This is a genomic window from Mesorhizobium sp. WSM4836, assembly GCF_055811815.1.
The window spans coordinates 23,991-45,424 of the sequence record NZ_JBVVQF010000023.1 but is presented as its reverse complement, the minus strand read 5'-3'; the positions used below and the strand labels follow the sequence as shown (position 1 = coordinate 45,424).

The 21,434-nt window shown below is 58.9% G+C and carries 20 protein-coding genes; 13 read left to right on the top strand and 7 right to left on the bottom strand.

The window, feature by feature from the left end:
• The 6 genes from AC0L2P_RS24255 to phnF form a co-directional block, all read right to left on the bottom strand.
• Window positions 1–507, bottom strand: a complete 507-nt coding sequence (locus tag AC0L2P_RS24255) for a ParB N-terminal domain-containing protein (protein ID WP_473504712.1) — start codon at window positions 505–507, stop codon at window positions 1–3.
• The gene (locus tag AC0L2P_RS24250; protein WP_473504710.1) at window positions 507–2,651 is read right to left on the bottom strand and encodes an NADP-dependent isocitrate dehydrogenase; all 2,145 of its coding nucleotides are present in this window, start codon (window positions 2,649–2,651) and stop codon (window positions 507–509) included. The genes AC0L2P_RS24255 and AC0L2P_RS24250 overlap by 1 nt, the downstream gene beginning before the upstream one ends.
• Window positions 2,652–2,671: 20 nt before the next feature.
• Window positions 2,672–4,063 carry a DUF6002 family protein gene (locus tag AC0L2P_RS24245; RefSeq protein WP_473504708.1) on the bottom strand — a complete coding sequence of 464 codons (1,392 nt, stop codon included), beginning with the start codon at window positions 4,061–4,063 and terminating at the stop codon, window positions 2,672–2,674.
• A 309-nt stretch (window positions 4,064–4,372) separates the two neighbouring features.
• The gene (gene aepX / locus AC0L2P_RS24240; protein WP_473504829.1) at window positions 4,373–5,293 is read right to left on the bottom strand and encodes a phosphoenolpyruvate mutase; all 921 of its coding nucleotides are present in this window, start codon (window positions 5,291–5,293) and stop codon (window positions 4,373–4,375) included.
• Window positions 5,294–5,957: 664 nt separating this feature from the next.
• A complete protein-coding gene (locus AC0L2P_RS24235; RefSeq protein ID WP_473504827.1) occupies window positions 5,958–6,467 on the bottom strand; it encodes a Tn3 family transposase in 510 nt (169 codons plus the stop codon).
• A 319-nt stretch (window positions 6,468–6,786) separates the two neighbouring features.
• Window positions 6,787–7,539 carry a phosphonate metabolism transcriptional regulator PhnF gene (phnF, locus tag AC0L2P_RS24230; protein ID WP_473504706.1) on the bottom strand — a complete coding sequence of 251 codons (753 nt, stop codon included), beginning with the start codon at window positions 7,537–7,539 and terminating at the stop codon, window positions 6,787–6,789.
• A gap of 309 nt (window positions 7,540–7,848) precedes the next feature.
• Between phnF and AC0L2P_RS24225 the strand changes: the two genes are divergently transcribed.
• The 12 genes from AC0L2P_RS24225 to AC0L2P_RS24170 all read left to right on the top strand — a co-directional run bounded on the left by AC0L2P_RS24225 (window position 7,849) and on the right by AC0L2P_RS24170 (window position 18,961).
• Window positions 7,849–9,408, top strand: a complete 1,560-nt coding sequence (locus AC0L2P_RS24225; protein WP_473504705.1) for an ABC transporter substrate-binding protein — start codon at window positions 7,849–7,851, stop codon at window positions 9,406–9,408.
• Window position 9,409: 1 nt separating this feature from the next.
• Window positions 9,410–11,065, top strand: a complete 1,656-nt coding sequence (locus AC0L2P_RS24220) for an ATP-binding cassette domain-containing protein (RefSeq protein WP_473504703.1) — start codon at window positions 9,410–9,412, stop codon at window positions 11,063–11,065.
• A complete protein-coding gene (locus AC0L2P_RS24215; RefSeq protein WP_473504701.1) occupies window positions 11,062–12,018 on the top strand; it encodes an ABC transporter permease in 957 nt (318 codons plus the stop codon). Before AC0L2P_RS24220 ends, AC0L2P_RS24215 begins: the two co-directional genes overlap by 4 nt.
• A 78-nt stretch (window positions 12,019–12,096) precedes the next feature.
• Window positions 12,097–12,852: an ABC transporter permease gene (locus AC0L2P_RS24210; RefSeq protein WP_473504699.1), complete on the top strand. Its 756-nt coding sequence runs from the start codon at window positions 12,097–12,099 to the stop codon at window positions 12,850–12,852.
• An 89-nt stretch (window positions 12,853–12,941) separates the two neighbouring features.
• Window positions 12,942–13,847: a TIM barrel protein gene (locus AC0L2P_RS24205; protein ID WP_473504697.1), complete on the top strand. Its 906-nt coding sequence runs from the start codon at window positions 12,942–12,944 to the stop codon at window positions 13,845–13,847.
• Window positions 13,848–14,025: 178 nt separating this feature from the next.
• On the top strand, window positions 14,026–14,217 hold the full coding sequence (locus AC0L2P_RS24200; protein ID WP_473504695.1) for a DUF1045 domain-containing protein: 192 nt from the start codon (window positions 14,026–14,028) through the stop codon (window positions 14,215–14,217).
• 174 nt (window positions 14,218–14,391) lie between these two features.
• On the top strand, window positions 14,392–14,850 hold the full coding sequence (gene phnG, locus AC0L2P_RS24195; RefSeq protein WP_473504693.1) for a phosphonate C-P lyase system protein PhnG: 459 nt from the start codon (window positions 14,392–14,394) through the stop codon (window positions 14,848–14,850).
• Window positions 14,850–15,395 (top strand): phosphonate C-P lyase system protein PhnH, encoded by a 546-nt coding sequence (gene phnH, locus AC0L2P_RS24190; protein ID WP_473504691.1) that lies wholly within the window; start codon window positions 14,850–14,852, stop codon window positions 15,393–15,395. The genes phnG and phnH overlap by 1 nt, the downstream gene beginning before the upstream one ends.
• Window positions 15,395–16,486: a carbon-phosphorus lyase complex subunit PhnI gene (locus AC0L2P_RS24185; RefSeq protein ID WP_473504689.1), complete on the top strand. Its 1,092-nt coding sequence runs from the start codon at window positions 15,395–15,397 to the stop codon at window positions 16,484–16,486. Before phnH ends, AC0L2P_RS24185 begins: the two co-directional genes overlap by 1 nt.
• Window positions 16,483–17,394, top strand: coding sequence for an alpha-D-ribose 1-methylphosphonate 5-phosphate C-P-lyase PhnJ (locus tag AC0L2P_RS24180; protein WP_473504687.1), 912 nt, complete (start codon window positions 16,483–16,485; stop codon window positions 17,392–17,394). The genes AC0L2P_RS24185 and AC0L2P_RS24180 overlap by 4 nt, the downstream gene beginning before the upstream one ends.
• Before the next feature lie 56 nt (window positions 17,395–17,450).
• A complete protein-coding gene (locus AC0L2P_RS24175) occupies window positions 17,451–18,221 on the top strand; it encodes an ATP-binding cassette domain-containing protein (RefSeq protein WP_473504685.1) in 771 nt (256 codons plus the stop codon).
• 11 nt (window positions 18,222–18,232) lie between these two features.
• Window positions 18,233–18,961, top strand: coding sequence for a phosphonate C-P lyase system protein PhnL (locus AC0L2P_RS24170; RefSeq protein WP_473504683.1), 729 nt, complete (start codon window positions 18,233–18,235; stop codon window positions 18,959–18,961).
• On the opposite strand, the gene AC0L2P_RS24165 is transcribed toward AC0L2P_RS24170, so the two are convergent.
• Complete coding sequence (locus tag AC0L2P_RS24165) at window positions 18,932–19,810, bottom strand: adenylate/guanylate cyclase domain-containing protein (protein ID WP_473504681.1); 879 nt, start codon at window positions 19,808–19,810, stop codon at window positions 18,932–18,934. The genes AC0L2P_RS24170 and AC0L2P_RS24165 overlap by 30 nt on opposite strands.
• A 420-nt stretch (window positions 19,811–20,230) precedes the next feature.
• Here AC0L2P_RS24165 and AC0L2P_RS24160 point away from each other — a divergent pair, with 420 nt between their 5' ends.
• A complete protein-coding gene (locus AC0L2P_RS24160) occupies window positions 20,231–21,433 on the top strand; it encodes an ABC-three component system protein (protein ID WP_473504679.1) in 1,203 nt (400 codons plus the stop codon).
• The last annotated feature ends 1 nt before the right edge of the window (window position 21,434 follow it).

Below are 21,434 nucleotides of genomic sequence, written 5' to 3'. Positions count from 1 at the left end.
TCAGACCTCCCGCCGTCTTTCATCAGTGTAATAGAGGAGACCTTTGTTCAGGCCGGTCAATGCTGTGCGAATTAGTCCAATCTTAAAGCGGTGCCTCGACATCTTGCACTCGAGAAGGCGACCACTGAGCGCTGCGTCGCGGACGCCGGACCGGTCCACAACGATGCCGTCCCGCCAACTGGTGACGGAAATTAGCGAGTCCTTGTCATAATCTAAGAGGATTGCTGGGATGAACCGGGCTCGTATCCGCTCGGAAAGAATCCAATGTCGATTGTGGCCATCCAACAAGATGTGGTTTCGACTGTCGACGAGGATCGGCGTCGTGAAGTGTACGCAAGCGACGATGTCATCGCCCAGTTGGCAGGCGTGCACCGGGTAGATCTGCTCGTGCGGCTTTGTCGTGCCAAGTGGCAGGATATCTGCCAAAAGGCCCGTGCTTGTCAGAATTCCGCCAATGAATGAATGAGCGGCGATGGGGGTGAAATCACAGTAGACATCATCGTGCATTAAGTAAGCTTGCCCTGAGGAACGCATCCCTCTAGAATTTTGTTGAGGTGCCGGCTCGGCCGCATGCACGCTTCTACGAGCTGTTCGTTTGGGTAGTAGTATCCTCCAAGATCTACTGGGCCTTCGGACGTGCGGCGCAATTCGGCCAATATTTCGGCTTCTTCTTCCGAAAGGGCGGAGTGAATTGCATCAACTCCGGCTAACCCGGCTTGGTGCTGCGAGACCCAGCCTGTCCAATGCTTGGCGAGCCAGAAATGCACCTCCCGCGTGTCGACGCACGCGGCAGGTGTGCTATGCCGCACTTGTTCGATGGCAGCCTCTAGCCCCTCTGCGAGCATGCTTATCTGGTCGTCGTGCTGGTAGCGGGCGCAGCAGCGAAAGGCTTCCGCGAAAGCTACCCACTCGTAGACCGGGTCCCACCGCAGTATGCCTGACGCAATGAAACGGTGAAATGTACTGGGCGCAGTGCCGCCTGTGCCAACCTCGAAGACATGCCCGCCGCCGGGAAGCACGGAGTATGACCGAACAAGCCGCTTCCGTTCCCCGGCGAGCGCAAGAATCAGTTCTGAAAGAAAGTCACGCAAAAGGTTTCCGACCGCGAGCACGATGCCGTTTCCGCCCCTGATTTCTTGGAAGGCGAATCTCGCTCCATCGGCGATGTTCATGAATTTCGCTTCCCGCGCTGCCCTTCCTCGACTGACGAGATGGTCTGTCACCGCACGTCTGATCAGCTGATGAAAGGGTCTGTCGAGATCCAGCAAGAAGATCGCCTGAGTTCCTGTTTCGTCGGCCTTTTGCAATGCAGCCTCGCACCAAACCTCAAGTGCCGACGCAGAAACTTTCATCATTCGCCAGATGTCACCAGTGTACGCGCGTTCGATGTAAATCTCGGCCCCGTGGTCAGGTAGCACCCGGACGCAGCCATCAGCCGAGACCCGAAAAGTCGTTGAGTTTGCTCCATATTCTTCGGCGTCGTCCTTTGTTAGCCCGACGATCGTTACGGCGCCTATTTGATCCGGCCGGAGGGCTCCGAAGATTCTGAAGTCGTCGAGTACCGCCTGATAAAGATGGCCGTATGTGCTATCCGGTATCACGAACTTTGCGGGTCCCTCCGAGCCATCCACAAGAGGAACACGGCCGCCGCGCAGTATTGCATCCGCCATGACCCTCGCGGTGCTCGGCTGCACTGAGGGGGCAAATGACGCCATCTTGTTTGGGGGACCCGATTGGGATGCGCTCGAGCGGGCGCCAACGTTCGTCCCTAGGGTGACCTCGACTCGCGACGCCGATCGGGTGGCGGGACTGGTGTCGTCAAGATTGAGCGAAGATGGGTCCAAGGCTCGTTCATCATTGATCTGGCTGGCCTCGACCGAAATGTACTCGTCCGCCTTAAGCACCGTCCGTTTGAGTTGTAGCGAGACAGCCAGTCCGCGCCTCTCAGCGTCGTCAAACTCCTCGCGCAGAAACGATCGAAGGCATTCCTTCCGGATAAAGGAGAACGAGCATATGTCTCCAGCCAGGAGCTCTATATGCGCAGCAAGTACACGACCTTTCCCATCCTGTCCGAACAACTCAATTTTGACGAATTGCTTATCCGAGATCGAAACCGATTGTTCCGTTTCAGCAAAACCGCCCTCGTCCATCGAGACCACAACTGTGTTCCGATCGATGAAAGGTGAGGCACCGCCCATCCCGGATGGCGCGCAACGAGCTGGTTTGTGATTCCGCAACTCGCGAATCATGGCGCCTTGACGCAATTGGCGATTTATCACGCTTCCAAGCACCGGCAAGTTTGGAATGACCTCGCCAATTTCGAGGGCGTTTCGAACGTCGGCGTCCGCAATTGCTCCGGCGCGCAGCAACTCCGCGACAGCCGCGCGCGCCTGATTGGCACTCGCACCAATGCAAGGTGCCTTGATTATGATGGCGTTTGGTTCCGCTATCGCTGCCGCCAAGCAGGTTTGAGGGTGACACGCGCTCCCCGCTGTCGACGGGCCGGCAACCGAGAGGACTAGAGCAGCCAAAGACACATCGAGCTCGTCGATCTCAATGCCAAACTGGCGTGCAATGGTTCTTGCGATCGGCGACCAAGAGTACCAACTTAATCTCGGAGACTCATCTGTTTTGCAGTAGAGCAATCTCATCGCTTGGCTCGCTCGAGCGACTACATCGCCTGCCTCACCTTGGGAATGAAAGGAGCCGTAGACGACTCGAAAATTGCTACCCTCATATCGTCGGGAGAGGCGACTGGCCGCAAGTGGTCAGCGGGGAGACTGGAGAAGTCCTGCTTCGCATAGGACCCAGTCACATGGATCAAAAGCTCGCTCGCCGAGGGCACCAGATCCCGATCGATCGCGCTTAACGCCCCTGTCAACACCATCGTCATCGACCATTCGCGCAAGTCTCGCGGATCATGCGGCAAGTTCAAATCTGTGTTTCTCAGGAGATGTCGCAGCTTTGGGTATTGCTGGAGGCATTCGTACAGCGATACGACGATACCCTCGCCTCCTTGGCCGGACATGATTTCTCGCACCAGCTCGCTGGTTGCAGGGTTTCGGCTATAGAACGTGGGGTCGATCACCTCCTCGACATCATATGTCCGGACTGGGAAGAACGGCTGCTCGTTCTGCACGTAGAGGCCCGTCTCTTCCTGCAAGGTATATGCCGGGAGATTCTCCCTGGAAAACGAGCCGTAGTGGAGATCCAGGACAAGGTCGGGCGTTCCGAGATGCTGAATAAGCAGCCACCGCCGGTTGTCACCCACGTCCACTCCGTTCTTTGAAAGGAACTCGAGACCAAACTGGTGGCCGAGCAAGCCAAACGCACTTGAGACTGCTTGGGCCTGAATACGCGGTATGTCGTGGTGGGCAGGACCCAATTGATCCATCTCGAAGAAGGCGCGAACGGCATCAGCCATCCGATAATTGTTGAGATCGTATGTATGCCATACGTTCAGATTGTACCGGTCTTTCAGATCCTGCGAGGTCTGCCGTACGAACTCCCTAGTCATTGCTTTGACGATCGATCCGTCTTCTGCGTCGCAGATAAAAACCGGGTTCAGTCTGCGGAGCTCCGCGTCCTCCGAGAGTGTGCTCGACCAGAGCTTGGAGATGCTGTCCTTGGGCACAACAATTGCGATACGAAGTTGATCGGGCACCACAAGCCCACATTCGAGCGCGCGCAAGACGGCGTCACGCAGCGCACCGCCCTTGTTACCGGAGGTCGGCGTCACAATCAGAATCGACTCGCCGGTCGCCCGAATATGCTGGATCGCCCGCGCGACCATTACGAGTGAGGCAAACGTCTTTGTCGTACGCGTGCGTGGGTTTCCTACTAAGTTAAGGACATTCACCCGCCGGCCCCGATAGTCACCGAGCCGGTGAAGCGCGATGGTCGCCGGTTCGAAGAATGAAATGAGCTTCTCATCTAGAGGTGGAAGCTCGTACCCCGGTTTGAAGCCTGGCTCCTGGGTTCCCAGTCCCGGATTGGACGAACAGATGGAGCCGACCGTCGCGATCTTATCGTAATATGTTACCAGAGCCGATTGCTTAGACACGTCACCCTCCTCTTTTGTGGAAGCTTTAGCGGGAGAAGCGCATTCAACAGCTCTAGGCCGCTCAACGGATTCGCGAACGGACCGCCTGCAGCTCGACGAGCCGCTGATGAGGGCTTGTCTTCAATGCCGATTGGCCTGTGCGAACACCACCGGCCAGGCGTGATCCAAACCCGGCGCGCGCCGTCGTTCCACGTTGCAGGCGCCAAAGACAGCGATACTGCTATCCGTAGATGCCGCCGCGCAAAGAGAGAACAACAAGAGTGGCGCCAACTGCGCAGGAAGAGCCCAGAGAAACGTTTCTGCATTTATTCAACGGCTTTTAACTGAGATTGCGGCGGGACGCCGACCAACCATCACCTTGTCCTCTGCCTGCGGAAGGTACTTCTCTTTTGCCGCTGAGAGCTCGCCGTAGTTCATTAGTTCGAACAGCTCGTCGAGCGTCGCGACTTCACCTTCGATACCGGCAATGCTCTCTTCCTGGATGATGCGGTCGCACACCTGACGCATCGCCAAGATCGCGGCGCGCATGTTGTGGTTGGCCCAGATGACCGTGGAAATACCGAGCGCCCGATAATCGGCGACGGGCGTGCGGTAGTATTTTGTCGGTACGATCACGACAGGCAGTCGGTTCTGCCAGGCTCGCGCGAAAGCGAAAATCTCCTCCGCGTCGGACTTGCAGGAGTGGACCAGGATCGCATCGGCGCCAGCGTCCGCATAGGCGTGCGCTCGTGCAAGCGCCTCCTGCTGAGTGTGTCCGGCGATCAGCGCCTCGGTTCGAGCGACGAGAACGAACTCCGGATCCGGAACTTGGTCCTTGACGGCCTTCAGGCGACCGCAGAACTCGCCGATGTCCGCCAGTGGATGGCGATCGCCTACGAAGGAGTTCATCTTCGGGAACGCCTTGTCTTCGAGGCAAACGCCACTCGCGCCGTGCTGCCGCAACTTGCGAGCGACCAGACGCGCATTGTTGAAATTGCCGAATCCGCTCTCTCCGTCGACGAGGATTGGAATTTCCGCTGCGTCCGCCATCCGTTCCACCACGTCGACCACCTCGGTCCAAGAGGCCTCGTTCGCGTCACGGTAACCGAGGCTGGAGGAGATCGAGAGGCCGGACGCCCAAAGCGCCTTGAAACCTGACCGCTGCGCGATCGCCGCGGAGAGCGCGTCATGAGCTTCCATAAGGAATGACGGTCTGTCACGGATGCAAATGAGGTCACGAAGCGGAGACATGCGTTCGCTTGCATTGCGACCCGGATTCCGCACGTGACGCCCATTTTCGGACGGTATACGCACCCGACGCAGATCTGCCATGCTGCTTTCCTTCCTTCGTCCTCTCGATCGCGACGTCAACCACGAACATGAAATCGGCCCGCAGTTCGTGCCGCCTTTCTAGAAGGAAGCTTCACACTTCGTGCCAACTGCGCAGGAAAGTCTCAGAAAAAGTGTTCGAGATGCTATTCAATGACTTGAATGGTGATGGGAAGAGGAGCCAAGCCGAACAACCCGTGTCGCTCATTCAACAAACCCGGCAGTAGTGTCGGTTGCCGGCCATCTTCCCACGGATGGCAGTTTCCTAGGTGGGAAGCGGAGTTCACGCGTCATCCGACTGCTATCCGCACTTTCCGATGCCCAACGATGTCGTGGCTTCTGCTAGATTTGTTGCGATCAGTCCGGTTGCAGCGACTGCATCCGCATCGGCTGTTCTCGGGCGCCGGCGCCTGTTGCTGATATCAAAGCACGCGCGGCTAAAGCGGAGAAGAAACTTTTAATCTCTGCACCGGTCCATACCAGCCCGCACCTGATGGCATCAAGTATCATGAGGCGGAAGAAGCTCTCGCCGGGAATCCGAGGAATTGTTCTCGTCTTGCTTTATTTGGGTCAGAACAGGAGCTGCTCAAAATTGTACGCTAAGGTCGAACGGAGCATGAACATCATGCCGCCCGTCGGATTGGTGCTGGCAAGCGTGAGCGGCGAGACGTGTTTGAGCAGGTCGTTCGGGATAATCCGATCCGTCGTGCGCAGGTGCGGGTTGCGCGATCAAGATAGACGGTGTTCCAATGGCGCTGACGACAAGATTGAGACCGGAAGCGCTGAATGCCTGGCTCTCGAATGACCGGTCGCGGATTTCGCCGCGCTCGTGGAAGAACACCGCGCGTTTGAGCTTATGCGCTGCTGATGGAGCCAGCTTGGCAGCACCGGCGCAAGGCTGTGCTCGAATACCATTCGATAATGAACAGTGATCACTCGATCCGGTCGAGTTCCCGCAGCGACTTGGCCAACTGGCTTTCCTCGGACAGGCCGAGAGCTTCTTAATGATCGTCGAAGGGACGACGGCGCGCGTCGTGATCGAGGCGGCCAGATGTAGCACGGCATCCCAATGGTCAAGGATCAACGTGGTGTTGATCGGTGCGCCGATGTGGTTCGTCAGCGCCGCGTACGTTTCGCGCTTATCGACAAACGCTCCGCTGCTGCTCTGAACTTGCGCCGGCCTGTCCGTCGTTGCGGCATCGCCGCAGCGACATGCAGGAGAGGCAACGACCTTCTAGCCTTGCCGGTCGAGCATCTCGAGCGTGCGAGGTCGGCCTGGCCGGGAGCAGGCAGTTCAAGCAGAGTTTCGAACATCGCGCGCAGGACCGGGACGATCTCCGGGTCTCATTCCCGGCTGGGCGCAACAGAACGAAGCGGGTGTGCCCTTGCGTTCTTTCATTGAAGGATTCACGCCCTTACAAACTCTGAGCCAAGGCGTTGAGCAACTGGCTGGTGTTGTCGATCGAGAACTGGACACGCTCTCCTGCCCACACGGACTCCGAAAATGAAACCGGCGTGCCCTTCATATCCACGTCGACCTTTTTCTGAAGCAGGATCGGCTGCGTCTCGGCCTGCATCAACTGACGCGCTTCTTCTTTAGTCGGCAGGCGCACAATAAAGTCAGTACGCAGACGAATGTAGTCGGTAACGCCGTAATCGGCTAGAATGCTGCTGACGGTTTGTCCTTCGCGTCTCGCCTTATCGAAGCCCGGAAAGCGGCGAACTGGAAAAAATGCGTTCGAAAAATTGACGGGCTCCTCATCGGCGTATTCGAGGCGAACGATATGGTAGACCTGCTCGTCGAGCGGAAGCCTTAGCGCCTCGGCGACTCGCCGAGGAGCCTCGATCACACGCTCCTTGATCGCTTTGCCAAACGGCTCACGCCCCTGATCGAGGAGGTTTTGGGAAAAGCGGGTTCGCTCGGAGAGCCGGTAGTTCAGGCGCCCGTCGCGAACAAACGTCCCTTTCCCATGCTCGACTTGGACAAGCCCGCGACTCTGGAGCTGAGCGATCGCACGTCGGACGCTATGTCGCCCGACGCCAAAGCGTCCCACCAGTTCCGCTTCCTTGGGAAGCGGCGCCCCTTTGGCAAACCGCCCCGCAGTGATGTCGGCAGCGAGTTCCTCTTCGACGTCTTGCCACTGGCCGTGCATCAGTTTCTTCGGCATTGTCGCTTCATTCCGTTGCTTGTCACGTGCGGTCGACGATCGACCAACATATTCGAATAAGTATAAGCAGCGACGTCTCCGTTGGCAATGTCCGCGGCTGATCCGCAAGCGCGCTGTGTTAGAAAGGCCAAAGCTCGGACGCGCGCTGAAATCTGGGTCCCCTGATCCGCTGATATTCGAATCTCTTTTTGTCATCCGAATGTCGTGAAACTGAGGCATGTTTCGGCTGCCTCACAACAGGCGGCCCGCAGGAAGCGCGACCTCAAGCACCGTCAGCGCTGCACCGCCACCAAGATCCCGGAGAGCCGAATGAACCAGAGCAGATTGAAAGCCAAGAGCTTGGTACTGATTGTAATACTGAGCGCCGGCGTCGCGGCCTTGTCCGGCAACACGCCAGTCTTTGCGCGTGACCTGACGATCGCCGTTCCGAAGAACCCGGATAACCTCGATCCGGCCACCGAGAACTCCAACCCCAATCTGCGGGTGGTGCTTTCTCTTTATGACACGCTTGTCAGATACGACTACCGCAACGACGGTAAGATCGTGCCGGGGCTGGCGACCGAGTGGAAGGCCCTCGATCCGAAGACCCTTGAGTTCAAGCTGAGGCCGGGGGTCGTGTTTCACAACGGCGACACTTTCGACGCCAACGATGTCATCGCGACGTTCTCGGATGTGAGATTGGGGCGCGATAAAAGGGTGCCCACTGAATCCGAGGAGTTTCTCGGCGGCATCGAGAGGATCGAGGCCCTCGACAACATGACGGTCCGGATTCACATCAAGGCTGTTGATCCGATTGCGCTCGATCGCTTCGCCACCTTCCCTGCCCAGATCATTTCCGAAACGGCTTTGAAGCAAGCTCCAAACTACAATGATTTTACGAAGCTCGATGCGGGCTCCGGGCCCTACACGCTTGTCAGCCACGAGGTCGGCGGCGCGACCGCCCTCAAGAGGTTCGATGCCTATTGGGGCGACGCGAAGGCGGCCGCCGATAAGGTAACGTTCGTCACGGTTCCTGAACTGTCTACCCGCGTTGCGGGCCTCCTCGCCGGCCAGTTCGACATGATCACGGAAATCGGCACGGATGAATTTCCGCAGATCGAGGGCAACCCGAACGGTGCGGTCGCCGGCGGGCCGATCGAGACTATTCGAGGCGTCATCTTTGACAGCATCAATAGCCCGATCGCCGATCCGCGCCTCAGGCACGCGATGAACCTCGCCATCGATCGCGAGGCACTGGTGAAAGCCCTCTATGATGGGCGCACAGAAGTGACGCATGGTTGGCAGCTGAAAACCTTCGGCGACATGTATCTGCAGGGCCGTCCGGTGGACGAATATGATCCGGAAAAGGCAAAGCAGCTTCTCAAGGAAGCGGGCTATCACGGCCAGGAGATCGTCTGGCGCACCCAGCACAACTACTACACCAAGCAGGGGGAGACGGCCCAGATCGTACAGTCGATGTGGAAAGCCGTTGGACTGAACGTCAAGCTGGAGTTCAAGGAAAACTGGACGCAGGTGCTCGCCGATACGCCCGACAGAGCGATCATCGATGCATCCTCCGGCGCCTACTATCCCGATCCGCTTGGCCAGTTCTGGCGCCGCCTCGGGCCCGGCGGCTCGTTTGCGAAACAGAAATTCTTCACCGTCTCTCCTGACATGGCAGCGCTGGGGGAGGAATTGTCGACGTCTATCGATACGCCGCATCGGCGGGTGGTCTTTGCCCAGATGCTCGACAAGTTTGAGGAGGATCCGAATACCGCGAACTTCTATACAGCCGCCCATTTCATCGGGGTGCGCAAGGATCGCCTGACCTATAACGCCCTTCCGACGGAATATCTGGATCTCACGACAACAGGCGTGAGCTTCAGATAACATGGACTTGCATCCCCATAGTCAAAGTCGCGCTCATCCCCTGATCTCGGTTCAGCGGCTGAGCGTGGCCTTCGCCGCCGGGCACAGCGGCTCTGCATTGCGCGACATCAGCTTTGATCTGATGGCCGGAGAAATTCTCGGCATCGTCGGAGAAAGCGGATCCGGCAAGAGCGTCATGTGCCGGGCCATTGCAGGCCTGCTGCCGCCGAGCGCCAAAATCAAAGGACAGATGAATTTCGAAGGGCGGCCGTACCCCCTGTCGGACCGGCGATTGCTGGCTGGCCTCAGGGGACATGGCATTGCCATGATATTCCAGGATCCGATGAGTGCACTCGATCCCCTGATGACGGTTAGGCGGCACCTTGCGCTACGGACCCTTGGTGATCCGGGCCCACTGCTGACGACGGCCGGTTTTGTCGACCCCGGAAAGATTCTCGATTCCTACCCGCATCAAATGTCTGGTGGACAATGCCAGCGGGTGGCGATCGCCTGCGCTCTCGCGCGTGAACCCCGGTTGCTCATCGCCGATGAACCGACCACGGCGCTTGATGTCACCGTCCAGGCCGGCGTCCTCAAGCACCTGAAGGCGATTGCCGCAGAACGCGGCATGTCGATCATATTCGTCACGCACGACCTGGCGGTGGCCTATCAGCTGTGCAACCAGATCATTGTCCTGAGAAACGGAGTAATCGTGGAGACTGGCTCTGCGGCCGCCGTTCTCGTGGCTCCCCGCGCCGATTACACTAAGCAACTGATTGCATCCATGCCGCGGCCGCGGCCGCACGCCTCAGCGACCATGCCGCAAGTCCCGCCGCCGGCCGCCTTGCGCCCGATCGGCGTGCCTACCGCCAGCCATCCGGCATTGCGTCTCGACAATATCTCGGTGAGCTACAAAACGGCTGACGGACGCCGCTTCGACGCCCTCCGGAACGTCAGCGTTGATGTCGGCGAAGGCGAGATCGTCGGACTGGTCGGCGAAAGCGGTTCGGGCAAGAGCACATTGGCGAAAGCTGCCGTCGGCCTGGTGACACCCGCGGGCGGCCGTATCTCGCTGAATGGACGCACCCTCGACTGGAGCAGGCCGGATCCGTCTTGGCGGCGGCAAATACAGTACATTTTCCAGGACCCCCGCGGCGCGCTCGATCCTCTCGGCAGGATCATTCATCAGGTGCGCCAGCCGCTCGATATTCATCGACTGGGGGACAAAAGCGAACGGGAAGGTGTGGCCCGCTCCCGGCTCCTCGAAACCCACCTCGACGAGACGCTGTTTAAGCGCAAACCCGGCAACCTCTCCGGCGGCCAGCGGCAGAGGGCGACGATCGCACGCGCACTGACGGTTCGACCGCGCGTCCTGATCTGCGATGAAAGCGTTTCTGCACTCGACGTGTCGATCCAGTCCAGGATTCTGGACCTGCTGCTCGACCTGCGCGCGAGATACGCGCTCGCGATCCTCTTCATTAGCCATGACCTTTCCGTCATCCAGCATATTTGCGACCGGGTGGTGGTCATGCGGCATGGCAAGCTGATCGAGGAAGGCCAGACGTTCGAATTGTTTCGCAACCCGACTGAGAGCTACACCCGGGACCTGATTGCGGCCCTCCCAAGGCTCCCCGATGCTCCGCTGAGCCACCTACCCGAGGAGGAGGCCGCGGTATGAACTGGTATCTCTTGCGCCTGGGGCGGGCTTGCATAACGATCCTTCTGCTTTTGACTTTTGCGTTCTTCGCACTCGCTGCGAGTGGCGATCCCGCGCAAATATTGCTGGGTCCAGACACCAGCCAGGCCGCCATTGATGCCTTCCGCGAGAAATGGGGTCTTAATCTTCCCTTGTGGCAGCAGTTCCTGATTTATCTCAACGGACTGCTGCACATGAATTTCGGTCTCTCCTATCGAACCGGAGAGTCGGCTCTTGCGCTGGTTCTGGATCGAATTCCCGTGACACTGTCCCTGGTGCTCCCGACTATCCTGCTGTCGATCGCTCTGGGCGTGCCGCTTGGGATTCTCTCGGCGATGCATCGGGGGCGCTTCATCGACAAGTTGGCCATCACGCTGTCGGTTGTCGGCCTTTCGGTTCCCTCGTTCCTGTTGGGCGTGCTGGCGATGTATCTGTTCTCGGTGAAACTCGGCTGGCTTTCGCCCAGCGGCTATGTAGACTGGACCTCCTACATTATGCCGGTCGCGACGCTGTCGACCGTGGGGATAGGGACCTATGCGCGTTTCACGCGCTCGGCAATGGTCGAGGTATTGTCGCGCCCGATGGTCGAGACCGCAAGAGCAAGCGGTCTATCCGAGGGGATCATCCATCGCGTTCACACGCTGCCAAATGCGCTGACGCCGCTGATCACCATCACGGCCTTGGAGTTCGGGCAATTCGTCACTTACGCCGCCGTGGTCGAGAATGTGTTCGGCTGGCAAGGCACAGGATCTTTGTTGATAGAAAGTGTGAGCGCTCGTGACTTCGCCGTCGTACAGGCGATCATGATCATCACCGGCGTGACGATGATCCTCGCCAACCTCCTGGCGGACCTGTCCTACGGCTTCATCGATCCGAGAATAGCCGATCTGCGCCACCGGTCCGCACGCCGCCTTCGCACAATCTGCGAGAGTTAAGAAATGATTTTACGACAAAATTTTTCCCCCGCCATCGTCGGCTGCTTCTGCGTTCTTTCGTTTTTGGCAGTGGTTGTCATGGCAGCTCCGTGGCTATCGCCAAGCGATCTCTCAGAGGTTAACCTGCTGGACCGCTTCAGGGCGCCGGTCTTCATGGGCGGAACATGGCAGTATCCGCTCGGTACCGATGCGTTGGGTCGAGACATGCTCTCGCTCATTCTGCGCGGCATCCAGGTCTCCTTGACCATCGCGGTAGTCGGCACGATCGGAGGAGCAATCGTCGGAACAGCGCTTGGTCTTGTGGCTGCCTGGATAGGCGGCATTCTCGATGCCATCGTTGGCACGCTCGTTGATTTTCAGGCGACGATACCGACCCTGATCCTCATCCTCGCCCTGATCACCGTGCTTCCGAGTGCAGACTTCACGGTGTTCGTCGCCATCATGATCTTTCATGGCTGGGATCGCTACGCTCGCCTCGCCCGGGCAATCGCGCTTTCGGCCAAAAGCCAGCCCTATGTTCAGGCTCAGCAGATCATGGGCGCCTCAACCTTCCGGATCATAACCAGATCAGTTTTGCCAAATGCGATGGCAGTGCTTCTGGTCAACATGTCGATCAACTTCCCGCAGACGATCCTGGCGGAGACGACCCTCAGTTTTCTGGGGGTCGGAATTCGGCCTCCTGATGTCTCGCTGGGGCTTCTGATCGGGATCGGCCGCGACCAGCTGTTCAATGCTCCGTGGGTCGCGCTGACGCCCGGCTTCCTGATCTTGATCACGACGATCTCCATTTCGGTCTTGGGGGACTGGGCGCGCGATCTCGTCGAGGCGGACTGACCCACGCCAGAAACGCTTATCGCCCCAGTACGAAAATCGCCTCTCGGAACGAGAGGATTTTCTTCTAAGTCGAGTTAGAAAGGCCAACAATGACCGGCAATATCAGTGCAATCGGGTTCTATAACCGCCCAAGCTTAGGCGACCTGGAACTGTTCAATGCCTCGCTTCGAAAGGTTGCCGAGACCGGCGCGGACGCCTGCGAAATCCCGATCTACGCCGAGGAAGTCGTGTCGCGGGGCCGGATCATGAAGGATCGGGCAGCCCGCATCACGACGATCGTCCGTAGCTATGGGTTCAAGAGGCTCTCCCTGCATGGGCCGTTGATTTCGAATTTCATGGACCCCGAGCATCTCGATCTTCACAAGCATGTCATGCAGGCCAATCTCGAATTGTGCGACCGCCTCGGTGCCGGATTGCTGGTCCAACACGGCGGTCATGCTTATCCGGCTCCAGGCGAAGACTGCGCGGACTATGACGCCATGGAGCGGGAGGCGCTGGCCGAAATGGCGATCGTCGCAGCCGGCTACGGCGCTCGCATTGGCCTTGAAAACATCTTCGCGTCGGCCGACGGTGAGTATGTGCAGAGCCCGAGTGACGTGGCAGCAACCGTGCGCGCGATCGGCTCGGACCAGGTCGTTGCCGTTCTCGATCTGTCCCACGCCTATATCGCATCGACCGCACGACGACTGAACTTCCGAGAAGAGCTGCGCGCCTTGGCGCCGGTGACCGGTCATCTTCACGTTCACGACAGCTACGGCTTGCCCAACACCATGCGCAAGTTCCACCGTCCGGTCGAAGCCACCAGCTATGGCTTCGGGGATCTGCATCTTCCGATTGGCTGGGGCGACATCCCGTGGGAGCCGATCTTCTCGGAACTGCAATTCCTGCCGGACACGATGCTGATCATGGAGATCGAAAGTGACCGGTTCGCCGATGAACAGCCGGCTTCGCTCGAGCGCGCAAGGCGGCTTGTCCAGCTGAACCCTGCCCGCTGACCCTTCTTCACCAATTTTAAGGCTTGGGCGGGACGCTTTTCTGAAGGCAGAGAATGAGCCGACGGTTCCATCGCCAACGATCTCGTGACAGAGCCCGCGCCACTACGGATTTCACCCCACCCTCAAAGCGCCGTTTCGGCTGGCCGGCGGTCAATCGGTCGAGGTCCTGGAACAGGCGATGCGCGATTTCGCAGACGGCGCCTGCCCGATCGGCCGTCTGCGGATCGGCATGATCGGCGGCTTCTTCGCCCTCGTTCCTGTCGGTCCCATGGCATTCCTGCGCGGCTTCGCCTCACGGGTCGTGCGCGAGTTCGATGGCTTCAGAGCGCCGATGAATCAGCGGAGCTCCAACGACGCATGCGTCGATTAACGCCGGTTGCGGCAGCGAGGCTGCGGTCGCGGAATTCGAAAAGGAGCAAATCCCAGGCTGCGACCGGAATGGTGCTAGACACAATATTCGGATAACACTAAAGATATTCGAATATCTGGAAAGAGGGGCTACTCTGCGTTCGATAACCTCAATGCTGGAAGAAAAGAGACCACAATGGATGAAGTGAGAACCGGTGACGCGGTCATCGGACAATACGACCACGGCCAAGCGCTTGGCATCCTCGCATCCGCTCGGCCAGCTGCGATCAAGGCTCTGGCGGAGCGGGTTCTGGATGGCTTCGGTGACGTTACGGTCATCAGCAACCGGACGGGACTTGCGATGCTTCCCTATCAGGACACGGTGAAAGGCACCGCATTCCACCTGGGGGAAGTCCTCGTTGCCGAGGCGCAGATCGAAGTGCCTGCCCGCGACCTCGAAGGATATGGGGCTGTCGTTGGGCGCGACCTCGAACACGCCATGGCGATGGCCGTCATCGACGCAGCCATTGCCGCCCGACACCAGGCCAGCGTCATACTCGAGCTCCTCGATGCCGAGCGCCGGCACCAGGAAGAGAGCGATCGGCAGCGGCTGAGACAAGTCGAGGCCACCCGCGTACAGATGGAGACTTTCTGATGCCTCTCACCCTTGCTCCAACCGCGGACGAGAGCCGCACGAACGCCGCCTTCGAGGAACTGATGTGGGCGCTCAGCCGCCCGGGGGTCATTCGCACGCTCCCTGCCAGCGGGTTGGCGGCGGTCGCCGGAAGCCTGCTTGATCGCGAATGCTCCTATTGTGTGCTGGACAATCCGGATACCCAGCAGGCCGTAAGTCGCACCGGTGCACGCGCCCTATCGCAGCGCGCAGCCGAATACATCTTCTCGCGGATCGACACGGCTGAAACAGTCGCCGCATTGTCAGGCATGCGGGTCGGCACGCTGGCTTATCCCGACGAGGCCGCCACTTTGTTTGCTCCCGCTCGCCTCGGCAGTGGCTCGAGATTGCGTATGACCGGGCCCGGCATCAAGACCAGCATGACGATTGCGGTCGATGACGTGGAGCCATCCTTCTGGGAGTTGCGCCAGCGGGCCATCCGCTACCCGCTTGGCTTCGATGTCTACCTTGTCGATGACGACCGTGTGATCGGCATCCCCCGTTCCACAACAGTCGAGGTGCTCTGATGGCCTATGTAGCAACCCGCGGTGGCGAACAGGCCATCGAACATGCCGAGCGGCTGTTTCGATGCGATCTCGGAACGATCAACCGCGACCGGGTCGACGCCGTGCGCAAGAACCTGCCCTATCTCGTCGACCGCTTGATGGGAGAAGCTTCGCTTTACGAACCTGATCTGGCGGCATTGGCGCTCTCCCAGGCCGGTGGCGATCTTTACGAAGCCGTGCTGCTGCTACGCGCCTATCGCACGACGCAGCCGCGCATCGCCTTCGCCCGCCCTATAACACAGCCGGACCTGTTCACGGTCCGTCGCATCTCGGCGGCTTTCAAGGATATTCCGGGCGGCCAGATCCTTGGCCCCACGCTCGACTATTCCCATCGCCTGCTGCAGGTCGGTGTCTTGATGGGCGAGGATTTCACGCCCCAACCCGTGCCGCCTGCTCTGCATCCGGCGCCGGCCACGCAGCCATCGCTGATCGACTGGCAGAAAGCTCAAGGAATAGTCCCCGCTCTTCCGGCGGAAGAAGTCGCCCCGGAAGACATCCCGGACCTGACGCGCGAGCCACTGCTCTTCCCAGTTCCGCGCGCACACAAGCTGCAAAGTCTGGCGAGAGCCGACACCGGCGGCGCGCTGGCGCTCGGCTATGCCACGATGCGCGGTTACGGCGACGTCCACCCCACCGTCAACGAATTGCGGCTTGCCGAAGCACCTGTCCGTCTCCGCCATCCACGCGGCACGATCTTCAGCGCCGGCCGCGTTCGTGTGAGCCAGGCCGAGATCATCTCCAAATCGAAGAATCTGGAGCTCGGCTTTTCGGCCACGTTCGGCTGGAACGAGGTAAAAGTGATCGCCGCCGCGACCCTCGACATTGCTTCCAGCCAGCCAAATCCAGCTTCCGCCGCAACGGAGGAGTTCATCCTCTATCATACCGAGCCGGTCGAAAGCTCCGGCTTTTGTATTCACTTTAAACTCCCCCACTACGTAACCTTCCAGTCTGCTCTCGATGCCTTTCGAAGGGTCAAGGCTGACCGCGAGGCATCAGTCTCGACGGTCGCCAAGAAAGAGCTGACACAAGCACTGCTGGATGATGCGCTATGAAATTGCAGGAACTGACCAGGCCCTGGGCGGCATTCAACTATGGATTCCTCGACGAGTCGGCCAAACGGGAACTTCGCCGGCGCATTTTGAAAGCGATTGCGGTACCCGGCTATCAAGTACCCTACGCCAGTCGCGAAGTGCCGATGGCGCGCGGCTGGGGCACCGGCGGATTGCAGGTAACGCTCACCCTCCTGAAGCCAACCGCGGTCGTCAAGGTCATCGATCAGGGGGCTGACGATTCCGTCAACGCCTGCAGCATCCGCAAGTTCTTTGGCCGCGTCGGCGACGTGATGGAGACACAGGATACCCAGAAGGCAACCATCATTCAGTCTCGTCACCGCATTCCTGAAGAGAAACTGCGTGACGACCAGGTTCTGGTGTTGCAGGTACCCGATCCCGAACCGTTGCGGACCGTCCAGTCAGATATGTCGGTCGCACGGGAAATGCACGGTGATGCCGACTACGGGCACCTTTGGCTCATTTTGTACGAACAACTCGTCAAGTCAGGGCGGATTATGCAGTATACGGAGTACCCCAGCCTCGTGAACGGCCGCCACGTCATCTCCCCCTCACCGATCCCGCGCTGGGACGTGCTGAAGCTCAATGAAGCCGACCACCTGACCATTCTCTCGGCCGGACGCGAGAAGCGAATTTACGCCGTACCGCCCCATACACGCGTGGAACCGCTGGTGTTCGACGATATCCCCTATCGGGTCGAGGATCATCAGGACAAGACCTGCTACCGCACCAATGTCACCGGCTTCTTCATGAACGAATTGCCGCAAGATGACGGCTCCGCGAAGTTCGAGCTTTCCGACAGCCATTTCGGCGTGAAGCACATGCGCAAGGCTCAAGGCGAGCCGGTCGAGATCGGCGATACCTGGTACAAGAACGGGAAGATGAACTGATGAGGGCTCTCAATCTCGCTGCAACGACGGAGATCACCCGCCAGCCACCGCGTCTGATGCTCGCCGAGCCGATGCTTACCATGCGCGGCATCTCCAAGAATTTCGGTGACGTCAAAGCTCTCAGCGATGTCAATGTCAGCGTCTACCCTGGCGAGGTTCTGGGCATCGTCGGCGAATCCGGTTCCGGCAAGTCGACTTTGCTCAGAATGATGAATCTCGAAGATACTCCGGAAGCCGGCAGTTATCATTTGGCCCTGCCAGGCCGCGAGGACCGAAATCTCTTCACGCTCGACCGCTTCGAGCGGCGCTCGCTGAGAGCACAGCATATCGGTATCGTCTACCAGAACCCTCATCTTGGCCTCCTGATGGGTCACACCAGCAGTGGCAACGTTGCCGAGCGGCTGCTAATTGCCGGCAAGCGCAACTTCGCGGAACTCCGTGAACGGGCGCGGCAGTCGCTTGACGCATCCGAGTTTCCGGTCGAGCGGATGGATGCGACGCCACGCGAACTCTCTGGCGGAATGCAACAGCGTGTGCAACTCGCGAAGGCAATCGCGCTCGAACCGGTGGTGCTGCTTCTCGACGAACCGACCACCGGTCTGGACGTTAGTGTTCAGGCACTTGTGCTCGATACGCTGAAGCGGTTGCAGCGGGACCGCGCCATCACCATGGTTCTCGTCTCCCACGATCTCGGTGTGATCCGGACCATGGCCGATCGCGTCATGGTTATGCGTCGCGGCAAGGTCGTGGAACAGGGGTTGGCGGATCAGATCTTCCAAGACCCCCAGCACGCCTACACCCAGCAGCTCGTCCACGCCAAGCTTTGAGAGTGTCCGACATGAATATCGAGGTTTCTATCCCCAAGAAGGCGGCGCCTGTGTTGCGCGTCGAGGGCCTTAGCAAGCAGTTTGAAATGCACCACCTCAAGCGCACGCTATTTGCCTTCGACAACATTGATTTTGAACTTCGTGAGGGCGAGTTCATTCTGCTCAGGGGGGAGAACGGCGCCGGCAAATCAACGCTGCTGCGCACCCTCTACCGCTCGTACCTGCCACGAGGGGGTCATGCTTACTATCACACGCGGGAGGGCGTGATCGACCTCGCCTCGGCCGCCGATGTCGATATTGCCGTCCTTCGCCGCCGCGAGATCGGGTTCGTCACCCAGTTTCTCAATGCCAGGCCTCGCGTTGCCGCTGAGGAGGTTGTTGCAGAACCCCTGCGGCTCGCCGGCACTTACCATGCCGAGGCTCTCGTCGAGGCCCGCCGCTCGCTCGGCGCGTTCGGGGTGAAGAAACAGCTCTGGGCGGCCTATCCATCGACCTTCTCCGGCGGCGAGCAGCAGAAGGTCAATCTGGCGCGGGCTCTTATTCTGCCGCAGCGGCTTCTGTTTCTCGATGAGCCGACGGCTTCGCTCGACCGCGACGCCCGCAACGCTTTGGTCGAACGCCTGACGCAGCTTAAGGCATCTGGTGTCGCAATGATCGGGGTGTTCCATCATCCGGAAGATGTGGCCGGTCTTATCGACCAGGAGATCGCCCTAAAGGCGGTCAAGATCGAGGACCAATGACAACCGCGAAGTGGTCGATCTGGCGGACATCGGTTGGCTTGTCTTGTAGACAAAGGTAGAGCTACGCGAGAGCACCTTAAGTTCGGTGACGCCTGCCAGCATCGAGATCAAATTGTCTATCATGCCGTCGCTGAAATACTCCAGCTTCGGGTCGCCGCTCATGTTCTTGAACGGCAAGACCGCCACGGTCGGGATGCCACCCTGGCCCATCTTGCGATTTATTCCATAGAACGGCCACCACACCACGACCGCAGCGACTGCTAAGACCAGCACCAGGAAGCTCGCCACGACTGGCAGCCGCGACCGGCTGCGGCTCGCGCGCCTGGGCTTGGCCTTGCCGTCGATCGTGACACGATATGCCTCCACCGGCTCCGCGATATTCTTGACCTTCTGCAGGCCCATCGACTGAAAGCCGAAAGCCAGCTTCTTCTCAACCTCGCGCGCGACCTTTGCAGACACCCAGATGCCGCCAGGCTCGGCAAGTTGTTCCAGCCGCGCCGCGATATTTACGCCCTCGCCAAACCGATCGTCACCCTCGACAATCACCTCGCCAAGATTGACGCCGATCCGCACATCGATACGCTGGTCTTTCGGCAACGAGGCGTTTCGCTCGGCCAACCCGCGTTGCAGCGAAACCGCGCACTCCATCGCCTCGACGACAGAAGAAAACTCCGCCAGCAGGCCGTCGCCCATCAGCTTGAAGATAGTGCCATGATGACGCGCTACTGTCGGTTCGAAAAGTTCCTTATGACCGGCGCGCACCCGTTCATGCGTACCCGCCTCGTCGCGCTCCATGGCAGAATATCCGACAACGTCAGCAGCAAGGATGGCGGCGAGCTTGCGGTCCATTTCGGAGCACTCTGTCGGCGGCCAACCTCGGAGGCGAGGTGGCAACCCTCCCGGTTCCAATCAGTTTCGCCTATCAGGACCTTACCCGCAAGCGGCTGCCGGTTTCAAAACGACTTGATTGGGTCCGTTAGCGGACTGGCAGGTTACCGGTCATCGAATGACCAAAGCGGCCAATACTGAATGAGACGAACCGCTCTTTAACTGGCCGCTATCCGACACTCCATCCAGACCTTCCCCAAGGGATGAATCTTCCTATAGATGTTGGGCACCGATTGGTTTTTTAGAGTGACAGCTGGCTGTCCAATTGTCCTCACCTCGGAGAGGGCAGAGGATTAGAATATTGGTGACTTGATTCGGAAACGTGGTTCGTGTGAGTCACCGTTAGACAGTTTGCCTTCTCGATATCGAAAATGATCAAAAATGAACGCTCACAGTGCCGATGCCTCAGCCTTAGGTTTTCTTTACCAGGCCCAATATGCGCTTTTGAGGCTTTGGAGTGAGACAAGTCTCGAAGCCGTGATCTATCTCGAGACGCTCGACGATGTTGTACTCGAAACTAGCGGACAGACGATCCTCGAGCAGCTCAAACATTCGCTGTCGAAAAAACCGGACGCGATCAGCTTGGCGAGCGTGAACCTTTGGAAGACATTGAAGGTGTGGATCGACGTCCTTCCAGATCTCGACCTTTCCACGACATCGCTTCACCTCGTCACCGTCGCAGATATCCCCCCAAGCTCTTCGCTTACAGTCCTTCTCGACGACGCAAAAAGCCGTGCCGAGCTTCTGATCGCGCTCCGAGAGGAAGCAAAGCGTGTCGTGCAGGAAAGGGCAGACGCAGTGGCGAAAGGGGTAACGCCGCTTCCTCATGCGAAACGCGCTCCGGGCTGCGAGGCATTTCTACAGCTCTCCGACGAGAAACAGGCCGAGATCCTCTCCAGGGTCAAATTGATGCCCGGCCAACGGAACATCAAGTACATTGAGGACGAACTCGCGAAAAGACTGACATCCGTGCTCGCGAAAGATCAGGCCGATGTAGCGTCACGCATGGTGGAGTGGTGGAATCGCCAGATCGTTCATGCGCACTGTGGGAAGCGGGATAAGGCCATCCACCGCTTCGAGCTCGTGAAGCGACATATGGAGATCGTTGCCGATATCGAACACGACAACCTCGTGGACTATTATGCGACGGAGCTTCCCCCAGATACCTACCGATCGCATCCGATGGTCGAGAGCCAGATCAAGCTGGTGGAATCAACTGCATCCTGGCTTCAAAGGGCTATCACCCATGAATGGCGTGCTCGTGCATCTCGGTCGCGATGGTCCACCGATAACCCGACCTGGCAAGAGAAGATTTCCAAGTATGACGATCGGCTGACCGAGGAGTGGTCATACATGCACGCTGACATGTGCGAAAAGTGCGACGGCAAATCCAACGACGAAAAAAAGACCCAAGGGCGCGAGCTACTGAACTGGAGCTTCTTTGAAGCACCGAACAAAATCGAATACCTCACACCGACCGTTACTTCGCCAAGTTACGTCAGAGGGACATATCACGTACTGTCGATCGACGGCCGAGTCGGCTGGCATCCTGACTATGTTGCCCTTCTGGGGTTTAAGAAATGAG